The sequence below is a fragment of the Pseudoroseicyclus sp. CXY001 genome (assembly GCF_041714655.1).
GTDB lineage: Bacteria > Pseudomonadota > Alphaproteobacteria > Rhodobacterales > Rhodobacteraceae > Pseudoroseicyclus_A.
This window is the reverse complement of the sequence record NZ_CP168219.1, coordinates 1,551,807-1,568,561: the sequence shown is the minus strand read 5'-3', so window position 1 is coordinate 1,568,561 and position 16,755 is coordinate 1,551,807. Positions and strand designations below refer to the sequence as shown.

Below are 16,755 nucleotides of genomic sequence, written 5' to 3'. Positions count from 1 at the left end.
TGGCAGTTTACGAAACGTTACCCCACTTCTCTGACGTCGTCATCTCCCAAAAAGCGGGTCTCGTCAGAGAATGAAATCGGATGCGGTGAGGTCTATCAGACCGGCAAGATAGATCGCCATTTCGGGCGCCTTGTCGCTGTCGGTGTCGAGATAGACCATCGTGTAATCGTCCTTCGATCCGGCCAGATCGATCTGCCGATAGACCACCTCGCCGTAGGAGTCGGTGCCGAGCGCCCCCGTGCCGGAGAAGACGAAGGTGTTGTTGCCCTCGCGGATCTCGCTTGCGTCGATCCAGTGCAGGTCGATCTTGTCGCCCTTCTCGAAATCCAGGATCTTGTCGGCCGCCACGACGTTGCCGCGGCTGTCGTCGGTGCTGATGAAGACGAACTTGTCGTTGTCCGCCCCGCCCATCAGCGTGTCGATGCCGAGCCCGCCGGTCAGCTTGTCGGCACCGCCGTCGCCCCGCAGGAAATCGTGGCCGTTGCCGCCGTCGAGCTGGTCGCTGCCGATATTGCCGCGCAGCGTGTCGGAGCCGGCGCCGCCGCGGATCATGTCGTTGCCCTGGCCGCCGACCACCTTGTCATGGCCGCCGGCGCCGTAGAGCACATCCTTGTCGGCCGCGCCGTTGATGAAATCGTTGCCGGTGCCGCCGTTGATCCAGTCCTTGCCATAGGAGCCGTTCAGAAGGTCGTCGCCCTGATGCCCGAAGATCGTGTCGCCGCCCGGGCCGCCGTTCACGCGGTCGTCCCCGTCGCCGGCGTCGAGCGCATCCGCGCCGTCGCCGCCGAGCAGAAGATCGTCGCCCTCCGCGCCATAGATCTCGTCCCACCCGGTGTAGCCGGCCAGCACGTCGGCGCCGTCGCCGCCGTAGATCTCGTCGGCATCCGGGCCGCCGTTGATGAGATCGTCGCCGGAGAAGCCGTAGAGCTTGTCGCGCCCGCCCATGCCCTTGATCAGGTTGTCGAACGCATTGGCATTCACGACATCGGCGAACTGGCTGCCATAGACATTCTCGAAATCGCCGAGAAGCCAGTACATGTCGGTCGGCCGCGCCGCCCCGGAATCGGCCAAAGGCTTCGCGTATCCGACCTTCGTGTCGACGAGCTCGGACATCGGCATGTCGGGCAGCGTGATGTACCAGCCCTCGCCCGCCTCGCGCGCATCGATCGCATCCATGCCCGAGGCATCCCAGATCGATTCGAAGACCCTGTCCCGCGACAGCTCGTACCAGTCGTCGCCGGCATTGCTCGCCATGTTGGGGCCGTAGATATACTGCAGCGCCAGGATGTCGTAGGCCATCAGCGTGCCGGGATTGGACGCGCCGCCGCCTTCGCCGTCGTCGCCGTAATCGAAATTCTTCGACATGACGGTGTAGAGCGTGTCGTCGAACTCCTCGAGGCCCAGCGCCCCGAAGGTCGGCCGTCCGGAGAACCCATATTCATCGGGATGCTTCAGGCCGAGCGTATTGGCGATCTCCTGCAGGACGACGAAATAGCCGAGCCCGCCCTTCGTCTCGAGATCGATTGTGCCCATCGGGCTGAGTGCATTCAGAAAGATATTGCCGAGCTCAGGTCGGCCGGGCTGCGGCAAGCTCACGGTCGAGTAGACGCCGGTGAACGTCGGGAACCACGAGACGTAATCGCCGACATCGAACGCGATGTTGATATCCGCCCCATAGTCCTGCGCGTTTTCGGCGTCGGGAAACAAACCCCTGAACGTCAGCCTGACATCCACATATTGGTCGATCTCGGCGTAGAGATCGATGTAGGTCCACTGAATCCAGAAGATCTCGTCCCAGTCGAACGAGGGCGCTTCGGAGAGCGAGAGAGAGATGGAACTGCCGGAAGGGACATCCCAGCAGTAGCCATGGGTCATCATGTCGATGAAGTTGTCGCCCGTCAGCGAATAAAAGCGCCCGTCCAGGTAAGCCATGATGTCCTCAAAGGAATTCTAAGAAATCTCTAAAATATCTTCCTCAGCGTTACCCCATCCGGCGCCGTCCGTCATCTCAAAAACTTGTCGAAATCTTCAGGGAGGTGAAGATTTCCGTGATCGGGCCCGGGCCGAGGCACTCCGGAGCCCTCTCGCCCTTTGCAGCCGCCCGCCGCCGCGCTAACGATGGGCGGCCATGACCCGCCTTCGCCCCTTCCGCCCCTTCGCCGGGCTTGCCCTCGCCGCCGGCCTCGCCCTCGCGCCGCTGGCCGCGGCCGCGCAGGGCTCGGCCCTTGGGGCGCTCAAGTTCACGCTCGATACGCTGAACACGCTCGACACGCTGGTCTATGGCGATGACGTCGCCGAGAACCAGCAGGAGCTTTCGGCGGCCATCGCCGGGCTCGACAGCCGGCTGACGGATTACCTCGGCCTCGCCTCCGGCCAGACGCTGACAGAAAGCCTCGCCGCCCAGCTCGATTCCGCCGACATCCGCGCCTATCAGCGCCGGCTCGTCGGCCTCAGCTTCCAGCTCGATCTCTGCCGGCCGGACTGCGGCGCGGCGATCCTCGCCGATCTCGACCGCGAGTTGACCAGCGTCGTCGGCGAGATCTCGGCCTATCGCCCCTCCGCCGACACGCTGGCCCTCGCCAGCCTCGCCGTCGCCACGTCGCGGGCGCTCCAGCTCGCGAGCGAGGGAGATCTGAGGGGCCCCGCGGCCGTCCGCGCGCTGGTGCGGAGCTGGTCGGCGAGCCGCACCTATGCCGACTGGGTGGAGGAATTCGCCCGGATCGAGACGGTGCTGACCCGCGACATCCTCCTCTCCCCCGGCGCGCCCCTGCCGGAGGCGAACGACGCCCCCACCTTCCGCGCCGAGATCGTCGCCGCGCATGGCTACGAGATCGCCATGGGTGCGGCACGCGAGGTGCTGGGCCAGCCGTCGCTGCTGCCGATGCGGGCCGGGCAGACCTCGGTCCTCCAAAGCGAGGGGGCGCCCTTCGTGCTCGCCGGCTGCGTGCGCTTCTACGGCAATGCCTTCGCGCCCCGCGTGGCGGGGATGGACGATATCGCCGCCATCCTCCGCGCGCCGGAAGCCATCGCCAACCCCGAGGCGCCGCATCGCTACCTCGCGCTCGGCTACAGCGCCGCGGCGGGCTATGACGGCATCGTCATCCGGCGGCGGCTCATATCCTCCGGCCAGATGCTGACGGGCGACCAGATGCGCGCCGATGCGCGCGTCGTCACCCCGCCGATCACCGCCGCCACCGGCGAGACCTTCGGGCCCTTCGCGCTTCTCTACCGCACCACCGCGGCCGCCTGCGCCGGCAGCACGGCGCGGCTGCCCGACGGCTCCGACCTCATCGACCGGATCACCAGCGACGGCGGCATCGCGCCGAGCCCCCGCCTCGCTGCCTATGCGGAGAAAGTGAACCGGCTGACGGGCGAATATGTCGAGCTCCGCTCGGCCATCGCCGCCCTCCAGGCCCTTCTGCGCGTCACGTGAGGAGCCCCCGCTTTGCCCCAATGACGAGCGGCTTGCGACACAATCGGCGCGCAAGGACGGAGGGAATTGACGGGAGTGCGGGGATGATGGGGCTAGGGGCGCGTCAGGCGATCTTCGATTACGAGAACGGCAAAGGCCTCGCCTACGGCTACCGCGCGCGGCGCGCCGCGCTCTTCAAGAGCTTCGTGGCCACGCATTATGCCGGCGTGCAGCGCCTCTCCATCGTCGATTTCGGCGGCACGGAGACCTTCTGGAAATCCGTCGGGCTCGACTACCTGAGCGAGATCGGCGCCAGCGTGACGCTGGTCAACCTGACGGCGCCGGACGTCGAGCGGCGCGACATCTTCACGGCCGTGGCCGGCGATGCGCGCAGCTTCACCGCCAAGGCCCCCTATGACATCTGCTTTTCGAACTCCTGCATCGAGCATGTCGGCCAGGTGGCCGAGATGATTCGCTTCCGCGATGCGGTGCGCGGCGCCGCGCGCGGCTATTTCATCCAGACGCCGAACTTCTGGTTCCCCATCGAGCCGCATTTCGTCATGCCCGGCTTCCACTGGCTGCCGAAGAGCGCGCAGGCCTGGCTGATCCGCCACGTGCAGATGGGCCATTTCCCCAAGGTCTCGAGCCGGCTCGACAGCTACGCCCTCGCCGAGAGCTGCCACCTCTTGACCCCCCGCGTCTTCGCCGAACTCTTCGACGATGCCGAGATCGCCCGCGAGCGGGCCTATGGGCTCACCAAGTCGCTGATCGCGATGCGCGGGCCCGTCTGAAGGCGGCCTGTCTGAAGGCGCTGGACGGCAGGGCAAACCCTCGGACATGATCAGGCTCCCTGCCCCGGGAGACCTTTATGACGATCACCATCACGGCCTTCGCCGCCTCCCCCGACCGCGGCCGCGGACAGGCGCGGGACATGCGCCTGCGCTGGGCGCTCGAGGAGGTCGGGCAGCCCTACGAGGTGCGCCTTGTCTCCTTCGCCGAGATGAAGGAGCCGGCGCATCTGGCGCTGCAGCCCTTCGGGCAAATCCCGACCTTCGAGGAGGGCGATGTGGCGCTCTTCGAGTCGGCCGCCATCACGCTGCATATCGCCGAGCGCTGGCCCGGGCTCCTGCCGGAGGATCCGGCGGCACGCGCCCGGGCGATCACCTGGATGTTCGCCGCCATCGGCACGGTCGAACAGCCGATTGTGGAGGCCGAGAACGCCCGCTTTCAGGAATCGGACAAGCTCTGGCATCGGGAGCGCCAGCCGCTCATCGACGGGCGCATCGCGGCGCGGCTCCGCCAGCTCTCCGCCCGGCTCGGCGAGGCGGAGTGGCTCGACGGCGCCTTCTCCGCCGGTGATCTCGTCATGATCGGGGTGCTCCGCCGGATTGGCGGCTCGGACCTTCTCGAGGCGCATCCCAACCTTGCGGCCTATGTCGCCCGCGGCGAGGCCCGGCCCGCCTTCCGCCGCGCCTATGAGGCGCAGGCGGAGGTCTTCCGCAACCTTCAGCGCACATAGCAAAAGGGCGGCCCCGGGGCCGCCCTTTCGCAAACATGTCCAGCGAACTCAGCGCTTGGAGAACTGGAAGCTCCGGCGGGCTTTCGCCTTGCCGTATTTCTTCCGCTCGACCACGCGGCTGTCGCGGGTGAGGAAGCCGGCCGCCTTGAGGGCGCCGCGCAGGCTAGGATCGTAGAGCTGCAGGGCCTTCGAGATGCCGTGCTTGACCGCCCCGGCCTGGCCGGAGAGGCCGCCGCCGGCGACGGTGGCATGCACGTCGAATTCACCGGTCACGCCGGCCACCTGGAAGGGCTGGCGCAGGATCATCTGCAGCACCGGACGGGCGAAATAGACGGTGTAATCGACCATCTGGCCCTTGTTGTCGCGGATGAGGAACTTGCCGGAGCCCGGCTTGATCCACACGCGGGCAACGGCGTCCTTGCGCTTGCCGGTCGCATAGGCGCGGCCGAACTCGTCACGGACGGGCTCGCGGGGCGTCAGGGTCTCGGTGGCCGCTTCGGTGCCGCCGGCGACCTCGCCCAGCTCTTCGAGCGAGTTGACTTGATCGGCCATCATGCGCTCCTCGTGTTCTTCTTGTTCATGACTTTGACATCGAGCGTCTCGGGCTTCTGCGCCTCGAGGTTGTGCTCGGGGCCGGCGAAGACGCGCAGATGGGTCATCTGCTGGCGGCTGAGCTTGCCACCCGGCAGCATGCGCTTGACGGCTTGGGTGACGACGCGCTCGGGATGCGCGCCCTCGAGGATCTGGCCCGTCGTGCGCGACTTGATGCCGCCCGGATAGCCGGTGTGCCAGTAGTTGGGCTTGTCGCGCTTGCGGCCGGTAAGCTGCACCTTGTCCGCATTCACGACGATGACGTTGTCACCCATGTCCATGTGCGGGGTGAAGGTGGGCTTGTGCTTGCCGCGCAGGCGCATGGCGATGATCGAGGCGAGCCGGCCGAGAACGACGCCCTCGGCGTCGATCACAACCCACTTCTTCTCGATATCCGCCGGAGTCGCGGAATAGGTTTTCATTGGTCTGCCTTCGGATCGTGGGCGCGAGGCGCGCCCGTAAAACTCTCGGATGGCAGGCTTATAGAGATGGGGCTGGTGCAGTCAAGGCCGGGACGCGCCGAAAACTGGCGCAAAATCAATGGCTTGAAATATAGGTATCAGAATACCTCACGCTTCCATCGTCACGACCGGCTTGTCGAGCAGCGCCGCGAGCCGCCGCAGTGCCCCGGCATAGGCCTCGTCCTCCGCCACCGCCGTGAAGGCGAGGCGGACGGCATTGGGCGCCCGCCCGTCAATCAGCGCGAATTCATCGGCGGGCTTGAGGCGGATGCACTGACGCTCCGCCGCCTGCAGGAAGGACGAGGCGCGCCAGCCGCGCGGCATCGGCAGCCAGCCGAAGGGCACGAAATCGCGGGTGACGATGCCAAACCGGCCGAGCGCCGCGCGGGTCGTCTCCACCCTCTCCTGGGTCTTGGCCTTGACGCGGGCCTGGATCTCCTCCGCCGCGCCGGTCTCCATCGCCCGCATGACCAGCTCGCGCACGGGCCGGGGGATGCCGAAGAACTGCTGCTGCGCCGCCGTCCGCGCCGCGATCGTGCGCCCCGGCGTGCCGATCAGCGCGCCGAGCCGCAGGTCGGGGCTGATCGCCTTCGACAGCGAGGTGGCGACCCAGGCCCGCTCCGGCACCAGCAGCCGGTACCCCGGCAGGCCCGCCTGGGCATAGCCGAAGCAATCGTCCTCGAGGATCTGCATGCCCCGCGCCCGCACGATCTCTGCCACCGCCTCGCGGCGGGCCCGGCTCGTCTGGATCGTCGTGGGGTTGTGGGCATTGGCGGAGGTGACGAAGACCTGCGCCCCGGTCTCCGCGGCGATCCGGTCGAAGGCCTCGGGCAGCGGCCCCTCGTCATCGAGCGGCACGCCGCGGATCTCGGCCCGCATGAGCGCCGCGGCATGGCGGATGCCGGGGTAGGAGAGCTCCTCGGTCAGGATCACCGGCCGCGGCCCGTGCAGCACCGTCATCAGCGCCGTGACCAGCGCCTGCTGGGCGCCGGCGGTGAGGACGACATCGTCGGCCTCGATCTGCCCATGATCCTCGCCGCCCGATCGCTCGGCCATGAACCGGCGGAGCACGAGGTCATCCTCGGGCACCGGATAGCGGACGTAATCCTCCCCCACGGGCGGGGGCAGCTCGAGCATCAGCCGGTGAAGCACCTCCCCCTGCCCCACATGCGCCACCTGCGCGGTGGAGAGGTTGAGGATGTCCGGCGGGGTCGCCACCATCATGTAGGGCAGCCCGGCCGGCGGATAGGCGGGACGCGCCGCGCCGGCGACGAAGGTGCCGCGGCCGACGCCGGAGACGAGCACCTCCTGATCGACGAGATCCTTGTAGGCGCGGGCCACCGTCCCCGGTGTCACGCCGAGCCGCCAGGCCACGTCGCGCACCGGCGGCAGCCGGTCCCCGGCCGCCAGCTCACCCCCGGAAATCGCCTCCCGAATCGACAGGCCGATGGCCTGATGTTTTGCCCGCGCGCCGGGCATTTCAAGATTCGGAAGCCAATTTGTATCCATTACAATCTTCCCGTGGACATGAACTTTTCATTCATTGTATGCATGTATCACCACAAACACAAGATTGTATTGATACAAAGGAACAGACCCATGGACCGCCTCATCGCTCCCGCCTCCACCTCCAGCGCGACCCGGGTCGCCGGACCGGTCGGGCTTGCGGCCGTGGTGCGTGCCATTGCGACCTGGCAGCACCGCTATACGAGCCGCCGCCGCCTCGCCCGTCTGAGCCCTGCCATGCTGCGCGACATCGGCCTCGACAGCCGTGCCGCCGAGCTCGAGAGCTCTCTGCCTTTCTGGAAGCCCTGATCCCCGGTGCTTCCTGAGCGACTGGGGGCCGGCCCTGACCGGCCCCCTTTTTTCTTGCGCGCGGTGGGGGCAAAAATTCTTCTGTGAAGAATTTTTGGCGCAAAGATTTTTCGAGAAAGATCTTTGCCTTAGAGCCCGTAGAGCCCGCCGAACTTCTCGTTCAGATAACTTAGAAGTGGCGCTTCCGTCGGCGCGGTGCCGATGGCCTCGGTGATCAGCTCGCGCGCCTCGAAGAGCCCGCCGTGCCGCTGGACCTTCTCGCGCAGCCAGGCCGTCGCCGCCGAGGGGTCGCCCTTCGCGAGGTCGGCATCGAGCCCCGGCTGATCGGCGCGCAGCGCCTCGTGCAGGCAGCCGGCATAGACATTGCCGAGCGAATAGGTGGGGAAGTAGCCGAAGAGCCCTTCGGACCAATGCACATCCTGCAGCATGCCGTGCGACGGCTTGTCGACGGCGAAGCCGAAGTCCTTCAGGAACCGCTCGTTCCAGGCGGCTTCGAGGTCTGCGACCTCCAGATCGCCCGAGATCAGCGCCCGCTCGAGGTCGAACCGCAGCATCACATGCAGGTTGTACTGCACCTCGTCCGCCTCCGTGCGGATGAAGCCGTCATGCACGGCGTTGACGGCGGCGAAGAAGGCCTCTTCATCCGCGATGCCGAAATCGCCGAAGCGGTCGCGCATCCGCCCGTAGAGCCAGCCGGTGAAGGCGCGGCTGCGGCCGAGCTGGTTTTCGTAGATGCGGCTCTGGCTCTCGTGGACTCCCATCGAGACGCCAGCGCCAACCGGGGTCAGCAGATAGGCGGCGTCGATATTCTGCTCGTAGGTGGCGTGGCCGACCTCGTGGATCGTCGAATAGAGGCAGTTGAACGGATCCGTCGGCGACGTGCGCGTCGTGATTCGCACATCGAGCCCCGAGCCGGAGGAGAAGGGGTGCACCGCCTTGTCGATCCGCCCGCGCTCGAAATCGTAGCCGAAGGCGGCCGCCACCTCGCGGGAGAGGGCGAGCTGCGCCTCCTCCTCGAAGATGCCGGCGACGGAGGGCGCCTTCGGCTGGCCGCGCACCGCTGCGCGGAGCTCGACCAGCCCGGGGCGGAGCGCGTCGAAGATCGCGGCGAGCTCGGTGGCCTTGGCCCCCGGCTCGTATTCGCCGAGGAGCGCGTCATAGAGCTCGCCCCCCTCGCCCGCGATGCAGGCCGCCTCCTCCCGGCGGATCGCCAGCACCTCTGCGAGGGCGGGCAGGAAGGCGGCGGGGTCTTCGTCTTCCCGCGCCTTCGCCCAGATCTTGTGAGCCCGCGCCGTCGCCCGGGCGAGGTCGCTCGCCAGCCGCGCCGGCACCTTCTGCACCCGCTCGAACTCGCGGGAGATGAGCCGGAGCTGTGCCGCCCCCGCCGCATCCGGCGCCTCGGCCGCCGCAAGCCATTCGCCGATCTGCGGGGCAGAGAGGCGGGCGTGGAGCACCGAAGCCATGGCGGCATTCTCCTCGGCCCGCTGCTGGATGGCGCCCGGGGGCATCACCGTCTCCATGTCCCAGCCGAGCCGGCCGGCGACCTGGCTGAGCGCCTCCGTCTCGCGGACATAGGTCATGAGGTCGTCGAAAGCGGTCATCGGGTGGCTCCCCTGATGGAGGCGACAAGCGGATAGCGCGCGAAGAAGCGCGCGCGGAGGATGAGGCAGATGGTGACAACCGCGCCCAGCTGGTGCAGCGAGGCCAAAGCCACCGGCGCCGAATAGATCGCCGTCACGATGCCGAGCACCGCCTGCACCAGGACCATGGCGAGCGCCGCATAGGTGGCGCCGCGGCTATGGGCATGTGGGCTCTTGCGGGCACGCATGAGGATGCCGATGGCGAAGGCGAGGATCAGATAGGCCACCAACCGGTGGATGAACTGCACGAGCCCCGCATCCTCGAAGAAGTTGCGCCAGAGGGGCGTGATGGTGAAGGGGTCGGGCGGCAACAGGCTCCGCCCGTCCATCGTCGGCCAGTGCGGGAAGGCACGGCCCGCGTCGATCCCCGCCACCAGCGCGCCGATGAGGATCTGCAGGAAGGTGAGGTGGAGAAGCCCGGTGAGCATCCCGAAGAGCCGCTTCTCCCCCGAGCGGCGCGCCTGCAGCAGGTCGGACTCGCGCCGGGCGAGGCGCAGCCAGAACCAGGCGATGGCGCCGAGGATGCCGAAGGCCAGCCCCAGATGCACCGCAAGCCGGTAGGAGGCGACGGAGGTCATCCCCGCCTCCAGCCCCGACGCCACCATCCACCAGCCGATGGCGCCCTGGATGCCGCCGAGAACGCCGATGGCGAGGAGCCGCCCCGTCCAGCCGGGCGGGATGCGCCGCGTCGCGAGGAAGACGAGGAACCCCGCCGCCCAGACGAGCCCGACGAGCCGGCCGAGCTGCCGGTGCGACCATTCCCACCAGTAGATCGTCTTGAACTCGGAAAGCGCCATGCCCCGGTTCAGGATCTCGTATTGCGGGCTCGCCTGATACTTGGCGAACTCCTCGTCCCAGGCGGCGGCATCGGTGGGCGGCAGCGCGCCCGAGACCGGGTTCCATTCGGTGATGGAGAGCCCCGAGTCCGTCAGCCGCGTCAGCCCGCCGATCAGCACCATGGCGACGACGAGCAAGAAGAGCACGGCCAGCCAGATGCGGATCGCCCCCCTTGCGTCGCGCCGGCCGCGGTCGATGCCACCCGGCGCCGCCGCCGCCTTCTGGGTGCTGCCCACCTCCTCGAAGATCGCTCTCGGTTTCTGAGCCATCAGCCCCGCTCCTTCCAGCGCACCATGGCGCGCATCACCCCGTGCAGCATCTGCACATCGGCGCGCGTCATCCCGGCGCGCGACAGAAAATTCCTCAGGACGATCTTCATCCCCGGCGCCTTGTCGGGCGGGAAGAAGTACTGCGCCTCTTCCAGCCGCTCCTCCCAATGCTCGGCGAGCTTCTCGAGCTCGATCCCCGGCGCCGGCACGGCACCGGCCAGCTCCAGCCGCTCCGCTTCCGGCGCCAGCGCGGCGCGGCGCCATTCATAGGCGAGGAGGTTGACGGCCTGCGAGAGGTTGAGCGAGGCGAAGTCCGGGTTCACGGGGATGGAGACGATGGCCTCCGCCCGCGCGATATCCTCGTTCTCCAGCCCCGCCCGCTCCGGCCCGAAGATCACCGCCGCCCGCTCGCCCTTGAGCGCCGCCGCATGCGCCTCGCGCATCGCCTGCTCGGGGGAGACGACGCGCTTCGTCAACCCGCGTGGCCGCGCCGTTGTCGCATAAACGCGCGTGCAATCGGCCAGCGCCCCGGCGGTGTCGTCAAAGACCCCGGCCGCATCGAGCAGCCGCCCGGCGCCGGAGGCCATGGCGCCCGCGGCCGGGTTCGGCCAGCCGTCGCGCGGGGCGACGAGCCGCAGCGTCTCGAGCCCGAAGTTGAGCATACCGCGCGCCGCGGCGCCGATATTCTCACCCATCTGGGGCCGGACCAGCACGAAGGCGGGGGGCAGGAAGGGAATGTCACTCATCGGGCGGCGTGATACGCTTCGCCCGGTGAGCGCACAAGCACGGCGAGGAGCGGGAGGGGCGGATGGCCTATGACGAGGGCGTGGCGGAGCTGCTGCGCGAGCATCTGGCGGGGGAGCCCGGCCTCACCGAACAGCGCATGTTCGGCGGCCTCGCGCTCATGATCTCGGGCCACATGGTCGCCTGCGCCGGATCGGAGGGCACCGCGCTCTTCCGCCCCGGCAAGATGGCGATGGAGGAAGCCCTCGCCCTGCCCGGCGTCGGCCCGATGACCATGGGCGCCCGCACCATGGGCGGCTTCGTCCTCGCCGCGCCCCGAGGCCCTGGCGGACGATGCCACCCTGACGCGCCTCCTCGCCCTCTCTCTCGCGACCGTCCGCGCCCTGCCCCCGAAGAGCTGAGCCGCCTCTCGCTCTTCTCCAAATACCCGCGGGGGGAGTCGCCCTTCGGGCGACGGGGGCAGCCCCCTTCCCCCTCAGCCGTAAAGCGCCTTCGCCCGCCCCTCGAAGGCGCGGACGATGGAGTTCATCGCCTCGGTGAAGAAGAGCCCCGCCGCCCCTTGGAGGAGCCGGTTCCTGAACTCGAAATCGACGGTAAAATGCACCTCGCAGCCGCCTTCCGCCGGGCGGAACTCCCAGCGGCTGTCCATCCGCTTGAACGGCCCGTCGATATAGGAGGTGTCGATCGCCTTCTCCGCGGGCCAGAGCACCACGCGGCTGCCGAAGCTCTCGCGGAACACCCGGAAGGAGACGACGAGATCGGCGAGCATGACCTCGTGATCGCCCTTGTCCTCCCGCGAGCGGATGCGGGCGGCGGCCGTCCAGGGCAGGAATTCGGGGTAGCGCGCCACGTCTGCGACCAGATCGTACATCTGGTCGGGCGTGTAAGGCAGGTGGCGGGTCTCGGAATGGTGGGTCATGGCGCTCCCTTCTCGGGGCCTCATGAAGTCCGCCGCGCCGGCGAGTTCAAGGGCAAAGGGCGGGATTTCACCTTTGCAAAGCCGGCCGCGTTGCCGCATGTCTGCGCCATGAGCAAGGATTACGTCATCGACGAGATGATCTCCGCCAAGGCCATCGCCGCGCGGATCGAGGAGCTTGCGCGCGAGATCCGCGGCGAGTTCGGCGACACACCGCAGCTTGTGCTGGTGGGGCTCCTGCGCGGCTCCTTCGTCTTCATCGCCGATCTCGTGCGCGAGCTCGACCTGGCGGTGGAGGTCGATTTCATCGAGGCCTCCTCCTACGGCGATGCGATGGAATCGAGCCGCGAGGTGCGGATCCTCAAGGACCTCCGCTCCGGCATCGAGGGGCGCGACGTGCTGGTGGTCGAAGACATCGTCGACACCGGCCACACGCTCGCCCATGTGATCCACATGCTGAAGGGGCGCGGCCCGGCGCGGCTGAAGACCATCGCCCTTCTCGACAAGCCCACGCGGCGCGAGGCGGATGTGAAGGCCGACTGGATCGGCTTCTCGATCCCCGACGAATTCGTCGTCGGCTACGGGATCGACTACGCCCAGCGCAACCGCAACCTGCCGTTCATCGGCAAGGTCCGCTTCCCCGGATGATGCACCTCCTTCTCCGCATGTCGATGCTCGCCCGCCGGCAACCGGCGGCGCGGACCGTGGTGGTCGTGCTGGCGGTGATCGTGCTCTGCGGGGCGCTCTACGCGGTGGACCGGATCTGGGGCTGGCCGGACTGGCTGACGCCGAACGGCCCGCGGGGGCGGATGTTCCGGGGCTGACGGCCACGAACTTGCGCCGAGCTCACCCCCGCCGCCGCACCTTCAGCCAGATCCCGTCCTTCGCCCGCACCGTCAGATGCGCGACCGGCACCGGCTCGCGCCCGGGCACCTCCTCGAAGGAAAGCTCCTTCATCAGGCTGGTGAGGAGCAGCACCCCCTCCGCCATGGCAAACCCCGCCCCGGTGCAGACCCGGGGGCCGGCGGAGAAGGGCATATAGGCGGCGCGGGCGCTCGCCTTGCCTTCAGGGCTCTGCCAGCGCGCCGGGTCGAAATCGTCGGGCCGCGCCCAGAGCCGCTCATGGCGATGCAGGTGCCAGGGCGAAAGCACCACCTGCGCCCCGGGGCGCACGGGGCGCTCGCGGAAGGTCTCGGGCTCCGTCGTCTCTCGCACCATCATCGGCACCGGCGGATAGAGCCGGAGCGTCTCGCGGAAGACGTCGCGCGTGACCTTGAGCGTCGAGAGGCCCGAGAAACTGCCGGGGAAGGCCTGCGCCTCCGCCGCCACCTGCGCCTGCCAGTCCGGGAAGGCGGCCAGCAGCCAGAGCGCCCAGCCGAGGGCGGAGGCCGAGGTCTCGTGCCCGGCGAGGAAGAAGATCGCCACCTGGTCGACCATCTCCTCGGGGGAGAAGCCCTCCCCCGTCACCGGGTCGCGCGTCGTCATGATCTTGGTGGCGAGGTCATCGGGCGCCGTGCCCGCCGCGATCTCGGCCGCCCGCGCCTCGGTCAGCCTTGTGATCAGCGCCCGGATCTCCTTCGCCGTCGCCCGGGCCGTGCGCGAATGGAAGCGCGGCAGCCAGCGGGGCAGCGGGACGAAGGCGGCGAGGTTGAGGATCGGCTGGGCGCGCTGGTGGGCGCGGAACTTGGCGAAGACCTCCCGCGCGATCTCGTGCTCGATGGGGATCGAGAAGAGCGTGCGGAAGATGATGTCGGCGGCGGCGAAGCTCGCCTCCTCCTCGATCTCGATCGGCTCCCCGCCGGCCTTCGCGGCGAGGCGCCGCGCCGCCGCCTCGGCCGCCGCCTGCATGGCTGGGAAGGTGTCCTTCAGCCGCCCGCCCTCGAAGGCCGGGTCGATGATCCGCCGCTGGCGCTTCCAGGTGGCACCGTTGGTGAGGAAGACCGAATTGCCGAGGAGCGGCCTCAGCCCCTCGGCGATCCGCGTCGATTTGGGGAAGGCATCGGGCCGCGACTTGAGCACGAGGTCGATGAGCGCCGGGTCATTGGCGAGGTACGAGCGGAAGAAGGGCGTCCGGAACTCCGCCATCCAGGCCCGGTAGAGCCGCGCCGGCTGGGCGGAGAGGATGTCCTCCCGAAAGAGCCGCAGGTAGCGAAGGAGCGAAACCTTCTGCGCCCGCGCGGCCGGCTTCGGCGGCTGCCTCACGGGGCGACCGAAGTGTATTTCGACGCCGGCACATCTATGCGGCTCTTGGATGGCGCGCGGCCGGTATAGCGCGCCGCGAGCGTCTGCGGCCCGGCGGTGATGCGGAAGTAGTCGTAGTCCCCCGGCCGGTCGAAGGCGCAGAGATACTGGAAATGCAGGCGGAAGAACCGCCAGCGCAGCTCGGCCCAGCGTTCGGGCGAGAGCGTCTGCGTGAAGGCGGCGGAGATGGCGAGCGGCCAGCGCTGCCCCTCCGGCGCCACGCCCGAGACGGCCACGGGGTCGCAGAGCGCGAAGGCGCAGCCGTCCCCCGGCGCGGTGACGTCGAGCCAGAAGAGCTCCGGCCGGGTGCTGAGATAGGCGAGATCGGCCCGCAGCCGCCAGGCCCGCGGCAGGAACGACACCATCGGCACCACCTGCCCGAGCGACAGGAACGACAACGCCGGCCCGCCCGCCGGCACCCCGGCGCGGATGAGATCGGCAAGGATCGTCACCGCGAGGTAGGAGCCGGAGGAATGGCCGACGACGAGCACCTCGTCGACATCGTCCTCCAGCGCCGCCGCGATCCGGGCGCGGAACTCGGCCATCCGCACCTCCAGCTCCGGCGGATAGGCGCCGCGGAGCCCGGCGGAATGGGCGTAATCGTGCATCAAGTAATAGGCGTAGATCTTGCCGTCCTTCGACTTGAACCACCTCAGCACCAGAAGTCCCACGACCAGCAGCACCGGCCAGAAGACGAAGGGCCCGAGCGGCACCCAGATCGCCCGCGCGCCCCAGGCGGCCAGCGCCCCGAGGATCCAGCCGGCGGCGAACGCGAGGAGCGCTTCCAGGATCAGCGCGCCCACCGGGAAGAGCGCCGCGATCACCGGGCCTTTGCGCATCCACATCAGCCGCCGGAGCGTGCCGGTGGAGATGTAGATCCAGGCGGTCTTCACCATCTGCAGATAGGTCGCCCCGATGGAGCCCGGCATCGACTGGCGCACGATGTCGGACCATACGAGCACCTCGACCTCGGCCTCGACCTCCGCCCCCTCGATCGCGCCGGTCACATGCCAGCCATAGGCGCCGGTGCCGGGCGCCTTGGGGCGCAGCTCGAGCCCGTAGCCCGAGATCTCTGCCTGGGCCGCGCCCTCCTTGCGGTAGAGCTCGCGGTAGCGCCTTGGGTGAATCGGGTCATAGCCGGGGATGTAGAACACCCGCCGCCGCCTGACCTGCCCTGCCTCAGCCTCTGCCATGGCGCGACGGTACTTCGCATTTTCGGCGAAATTAAGCCTATGCCGCCCCCGCTTCTCCCAAGTCTTTGCTCCCGAAAAATCCTCGGGGGGGGGTCGCCATCGCCGCGCCATCGGTTCGAGCGGCGATGGCGACGCCTTCAGTCCGACGGGGGGCAGACAGCCCCCTCCCCGCTATCCGACCGCGCCGAGCGCCGGGAAGGTCTCCAGCAGCCACCACGAAAACGCGGTGAACTGGCCGGTGAGCATCAGAAGGCCCACGGTCCAGAGGAGCAGGCCCGAGATCTTCTCGATCCGCCCCATGTGCCGCTTCATCGCTGCCATGACCCCTTTGAGCCGCGGGAAGAAGGCGGCGACGGCGAGGAAGGGCAGGCCGAGCCCCAGCGCATAGGCGGCGAGCAGCGCCGTGCCGCGGGTGACGGAGGCCTCGCCGGCCGCGAGCCCGAGGATGGCGCCGAGGACGGGGCCGAGGCAGGGCGTCCAGCCGAAGGCGAAGGCGAGGCCGAGCAGATAGGCCCCGAAGGCGCCGCCCTGCCCCTCCGCCGAGATCCGCGCCTCGCGGTCGAGAAAGCCGATCCGGAAGATGCCGATGAAATGCGCGCCGAAGATCATGATGGTCACGCCGGCGGCGGCGATGAACCAGTCCTGATAGCCGAGGAAGACCCGGCCGATGGCCGAGAAGGTAAAGCCGAGGAGCAGGAAGACCGTCGAGAGCCCAAGCACGAAGAAGAGCGCCGCCAGCAGCACCCGGCCCCGGGCGCGGCCCTCCATCTCCGTCACCGAGACCCCGCCCATATAGGCGAGATAGGGCGGCACGATGGGCAGGACGCAGGGCGACAGGAACGACAGCACGCCCCCCGCCAGCGCGATGAGCGCGGCGGGTAAAAGCGAGGCGTCGAGGATGGCGGCGGCGTCGAGCATGGGGGGGAGTTATCCGGTTTGCGCGGGCGCGTTAAGAGGGCGCCTGTCCGATGCCCGTCACACTGGCGGGAGCGCCCCATCGGCCACGCCCGGCGCGGTTGTTGACAGGCGGCGCGCCCGGGCGTTAAGCATTCGCGCATGATTAAGCGCTCAATCACCCCGGTCGATTCGTGACCGCGCGCCAAGAGAAGCGCCCGAG

At 68.6% G+C, this 16,755-nt stretch carries 18 protein-coding genes; 6 read left to right on the top strand and 12 right to left on the bottom strand.

Features of this window, described 5'->3' with window-relative positions; translation table 11 throughout:
- Positions 1–63: 63 nt before the first annotated feature.
- Positions 64–1,932 (bottom strand): hypothetical protein, encoded by a 1,869-nt coding sequence (locus ACAZ03_RS07555; protein WP_373356825.1) that lies wholly within the window; start codon positions 1,930–1,932, stop codon positions 64–66.
- Positions 1,933–2,128: 196 nt separating this feature from the next.
- Here ACAZ03_RS07555 and ACAZ03_RS07550 point away from each other — a divergent pair, with 196 nt between their 5' ends.
- From ACAZ03_RS07550 to ACAZ03_RS07540, 3 genes are all read left to right on the top strand, one after another.
- Positions 2,129–3,433 carry a hypothetical protein gene (locus tag ACAZ03_RS07550; RefSeq protein WP_373356824.1) on the top strand — a complete coding sequence of 435 codons (1,305 nt, stop codon included), beginning with the start codon at positions 2,129–2,131 and terminating at the stop codon, positions 3,431–3,433.
- 83 nt (positions 3,434–3,516) lie between these two features.
- Positions 3,517–4,203 carry a hypothetical protein gene (locus ACAZ03_RS07545; RefSeq protein ID WP_373356823.1) on the top strand — a complete coding sequence of 229 codons (687 nt, stop codon included), beginning with the start codon at positions 3,517–3,519 and terminating at the stop codon, positions 4,201–4,203.
- A 77-nt stretch (positions 4,204–4,280) separates the two neighbouring features.
- Positions 4,281–4,931 carry a glutathione S-transferase family protein gene (locus ACAZ03_RS07540; RefSeq protein ID WP_373356822.1) on the top strand — a complete coding sequence of 217 codons (651 nt, stop codon included), beginning with the start codon at positions 4,281–4,283 and terminating at the stop codon, positions 4,929–4,931.
- A gap of 48 nt (positions 4,932–4,979) precedes the next feature.
- Here ACAZ03_RS07540 and rpsI read toward each other — a convergent pair whose 3' ends face one another.
- The 3 genes from rpsI to ACAZ03_RS07525 form a co-directional block, all read right to left on the bottom strand.
- Positions 4,980–5,483: a 30S ribosomal protein S9 gene (gene rpsI / locus ACAZ03_RS07535; protein ID WP_373356821.1), complete on the bottom strand. Its 504-nt coding sequence runs from the start codon at positions 5,481–5,483 to the stop codon at positions 4,980–4,982.
- Positions 5,483–5,944, bottom strand: coding sequence for a 50S ribosomal protein L13 (gene rplM / locus ACAZ03_RS07530; RefSeq protein ID WP_373356820.1), 462 nt, complete (start codon positions 5,942–5,944; stop codon positions 5,483–5,485). The genes rpsI and rplM overlap by 1 nt, the downstream gene beginning before the upstream one ends.
- A 147-nt stretch (positions 5,945–6,091) precedes the next feature.
- Complete coding sequence (locus tag ACAZ03_RS07525; RefSeq protein WP_373356819.1) at positions 6,092–7,462, bottom strand: PLP-dependent aminotransferase family protein; 1,371 nt, start codon at positions 7,460–7,462, stop codon at positions 6,092–6,094.
- Between the two features lie 120 nt (positions 7,463–7,582).
- On the opposite strand from ACAZ03_RS07525, the gene ACAZ03_RS07520 reads away from it, so the two are divergent.
- Complete coding sequence (locus tag ACAZ03_RS07520; RefSeq protein ID WP_373356817.1) at positions 7,583–7,798, top strand: DUF1127 domain-containing protein; 216 nt, start codon at positions 7,583–7,585, stop codon at positions 7,796–7,798.
- 128 nt (positions 7,799–7,926) lie between these two features.
- Here the strand turns inward: ACAZ03_RS07520 and ACAZ03_RS07515 are convergent, their stop codons facing one another.
- From ACAZ03_RS07515 to ACAZ03_RS07495, 5 genes are all read right to left on the bottom strand, one after another.
- The gene (locus ACAZ03_RS07515) at positions 7,927–9,399 is read right to left on the bottom strand and encodes a carboxypeptidase M32 (RefSeq protein WP_373356816.1); all 1,473 of its coding nucleotides are present in this window, start codon (positions 9,397–9,399) and stop codon (positions 7,927–7,929) included.
- A complete protein-coding gene (gene ctaA, locus ACAZ03_RS07510; RefSeq protein WP_373356815.1) occupies positions 9,396–10,544 on the bottom strand; it encodes a heme A synthase in 1,149 nt (382 codons plus the stop codon). The genes ACAZ03_RS07515 and ctaA overlap by 4 nt, the downstream gene beginning before the upstream one ends.
- Entirely contained in the window at positions 10,544–11,290 is a 747-nt protein-coding gene (locus ACAZ03_RS07505; protein ID WP_373356814.1) for an RNA methyltransferase, read from the bottom strand. The genes ctaA and ACAZ03_RS07505 overlap by 1 nt, the downstream gene beginning before the upstream one ends.
- A complete protein-coding gene (locus tag ACAZ03_RS07500; RefSeq protein WP_373356813.1) occupies positions 11,287–11,628 on the bottom strand; it encodes a hypothetical protein in 342 nt (113 codons plus the stop codon). The genes ACAZ03_RS07505 and ACAZ03_RS07500 overlap by 4 nt, the downstream gene beginning before the upstream one ends.
- Positions 11,629–11,763: 135 nt before the next feature.
- Positions 11,764–12,207 carry a type II toxin-antitoxin system RatA family toxin gene (locus tag ACAZ03_RS07495; RefSeq protein ID WP_373356812.1) on the bottom strand — a complete coding sequence of 148 codons (444 nt, stop codon included), beginning with the start codon at positions 12,205–12,207 and terminating at the stop codon, positions 11,764–11,766.
- Between the two features lie 108 nt (positions 12,208–12,315).
- On the opposite strand from ACAZ03_RS07495, the gene hpt reads away from it, so the two are divergent.
- Complete coding sequence (gene hpt, locus ACAZ03_RS07490; RefSeq protein WP_373356811.1) at positions 12,316–12,852, top strand: hypoxanthine phosphoribosyltransferase; 537 nt, start codon at positions 12,316–12,318, stop codon at positions 12,850–12,852.
- Entirely contained in the window at positions 12,852–13,028 is a 177-nt protein-coding gene (locus ACAZ03_RS07485; protein ID WP_373356810.1) for a hypothetical protein, read from the top strand. Before hpt ends, ACAZ03_RS07485 begins: the two co-directional genes overlap by 1 nt.
- 22 nt (positions 13,029–13,050) lie before the next feature.
- Here the strand turns inward: ACAZ03_RS07485 and ACAZ03_RS07480 are convergent, their stop codons facing one another.
- The 3 genes from ACAZ03_RS07480 to ACAZ03_RS07470 all read right to left on the bottom strand — a co-directional run bounded on the left by ACAZ03_RS07480 (position 13,051) and on the right by ACAZ03_RS07470 (position 16,556).
- Positions 13,051–14,406, bottom strand: a complete 1,356-nt coding sequence (locus tag ACAZ03_RS07480; RefSeq protein WP_373356809.1) for a cytochrome P450 — start codon at positions 14,404–14,406, stop codon at positions 13,051–13,053.
- Positions 14,403–15,638 (bottom strand): hypothetical protein, encoded by a 1,236-nt coding sequence (locus ACAZ03_RS07475; protein WP_373356808.1) that lies wholly within the window; start codon positions 15,636–15,638, stop codon positions 14,403–14,405. Before ACAZ03_RS07475 ends, ACAZ03_RS07480 begins: the two co-directional genes overlap by 4 nt.
- A gap of 171 nt (positions 15,639–15,809) precedes the next feature.
- Positions 15,810–16,556 (bottom strand): cytochrome c biogenesis CcdA family protein, encoded by a 747-nt coding sequence (locus tag ACAZ03_RS07470; RefSeq protein ID WP_373356807.1) that lies wholly within the window; start codon positions 16,554–16,556, stop codon positions 15,810–15,812.
- Between the last annotated feature and the right edge of the window lie 199 nt (positions 16,557–16,755).

Bases quoted from the DNA above. Each gene is read 5' to 3' on its own strand.
- ACAZ03_RS07505 (WP_373356814.1), bottom strand. From the start codon at position 11,290: ATGAGTGACATTCCCTTCCTGCCCCCCGCCTTCGTGCTGGTCCGGCCC.
- ACAZ03_RS07555 (WP_373356825.1), bottom strand. From the start codon at position 1,932: ATGGCTTACCTGGACGGGCGCTTTTATTCGCTGACGGGCGACAACTTC.
- ACAZ03_RS07515 (WP_373356816.1), bottom strand. From the start codon at position 9,399: ATGACCGCTTTCGACGACCTCATGACCTATGTCCGCGAGACGGAGGCG.
- ctaA (WP_373356815.1), bottom strand. From the start codon at position 10,544: ATGGCTCAGAAACCGAGAGCGATCTTCGAGGAGGTGGGCAGCACCCAG.
- ACAZ03_RS07520 (WP_373356817.1), top strand. From the start codon at position 7,583: ATGGACCGCCTCATCGCTCCCGCCTCCACCTCCAGCGCGACCCGGGTC.
- ACAZ03_RS07525 (WP_373356819.1), bottom strand. From the start codon at position 7,462: ATGCCCGGCGCGCGGGCAAAACATCAGGCCATCGGCCTGTCGATTCGG.
- ACAZ03_RS07545 (WP_373356823.1), top strand. From the start codon at position 3,517: ATGATGGGGCTAGGGGCGCGTCAGGCGATCTTCGATTACGAGAACGGC.
- ACAZ03_RS07540 (WP_373356822.1), top strand. From the start codon at position 4,281: ATGACGATCACCATCACGGCCTTCGCCGCCTCCCCCGACCGCGGCCGC.
- ACAZ03_RS07470 (WP_373356807.1), bottom strand. From the start codon at position 16,556: ATGCTCGACGCCGCCGCCATCCTCGACGCCTCGCTTTTACCCGCCGCG.
- ACAZ03_RS07485 (WP_373356810.1), top strand. From the start codon at position 12,852: ATGCACCTCCTTCTCCGCATGTCGATGCTCGCCCGCCGGCAACCGGCG.
- rpsI (WP_373356821.1), bottom strand. From the start codon at position 5,483: ATGGCCGATCAAGTCAACTCGCTCGAAGAGCTGGGCGAGGTCGCCGGC.
- ACAZ03_RS07475 (WP_373356808.1), bottom strand. From the start codon at position 15,638: ATGGCAGAGGCTGAGGCAGGGCAGGTCAGGCGGCGGCGGGTGTTCTAC.
- hpt (WP_373356811.1), top strand. From the start codon at position 12,316: ATGAGCAAGGATTACGTCATCGACGAGATGATCTCCGCCAAGGCCATC.
- ACAZ03_RS07550 (WP_373356824.1), top strand. From the start codon at position 2,129: ATGACCCGCCTTCGCCCCTTCCGCCCCTTCGCCGGGCTTGCCCTCGCC.
- ACAZ03_RS07495 (WP_373356812.1), bottom strand. From the start codon at position 12,207: ATGACCCACCATTCCGAGACCCGCCACCTGCCTTACACGCCCGACCAG.
- rplM (WP_373356820.1), bottom strand. From the start codon at position 5,944: ATGAAAACCTATTCCGCGACTCCGGCGGATATCGAGAAGAAGTGGGTT.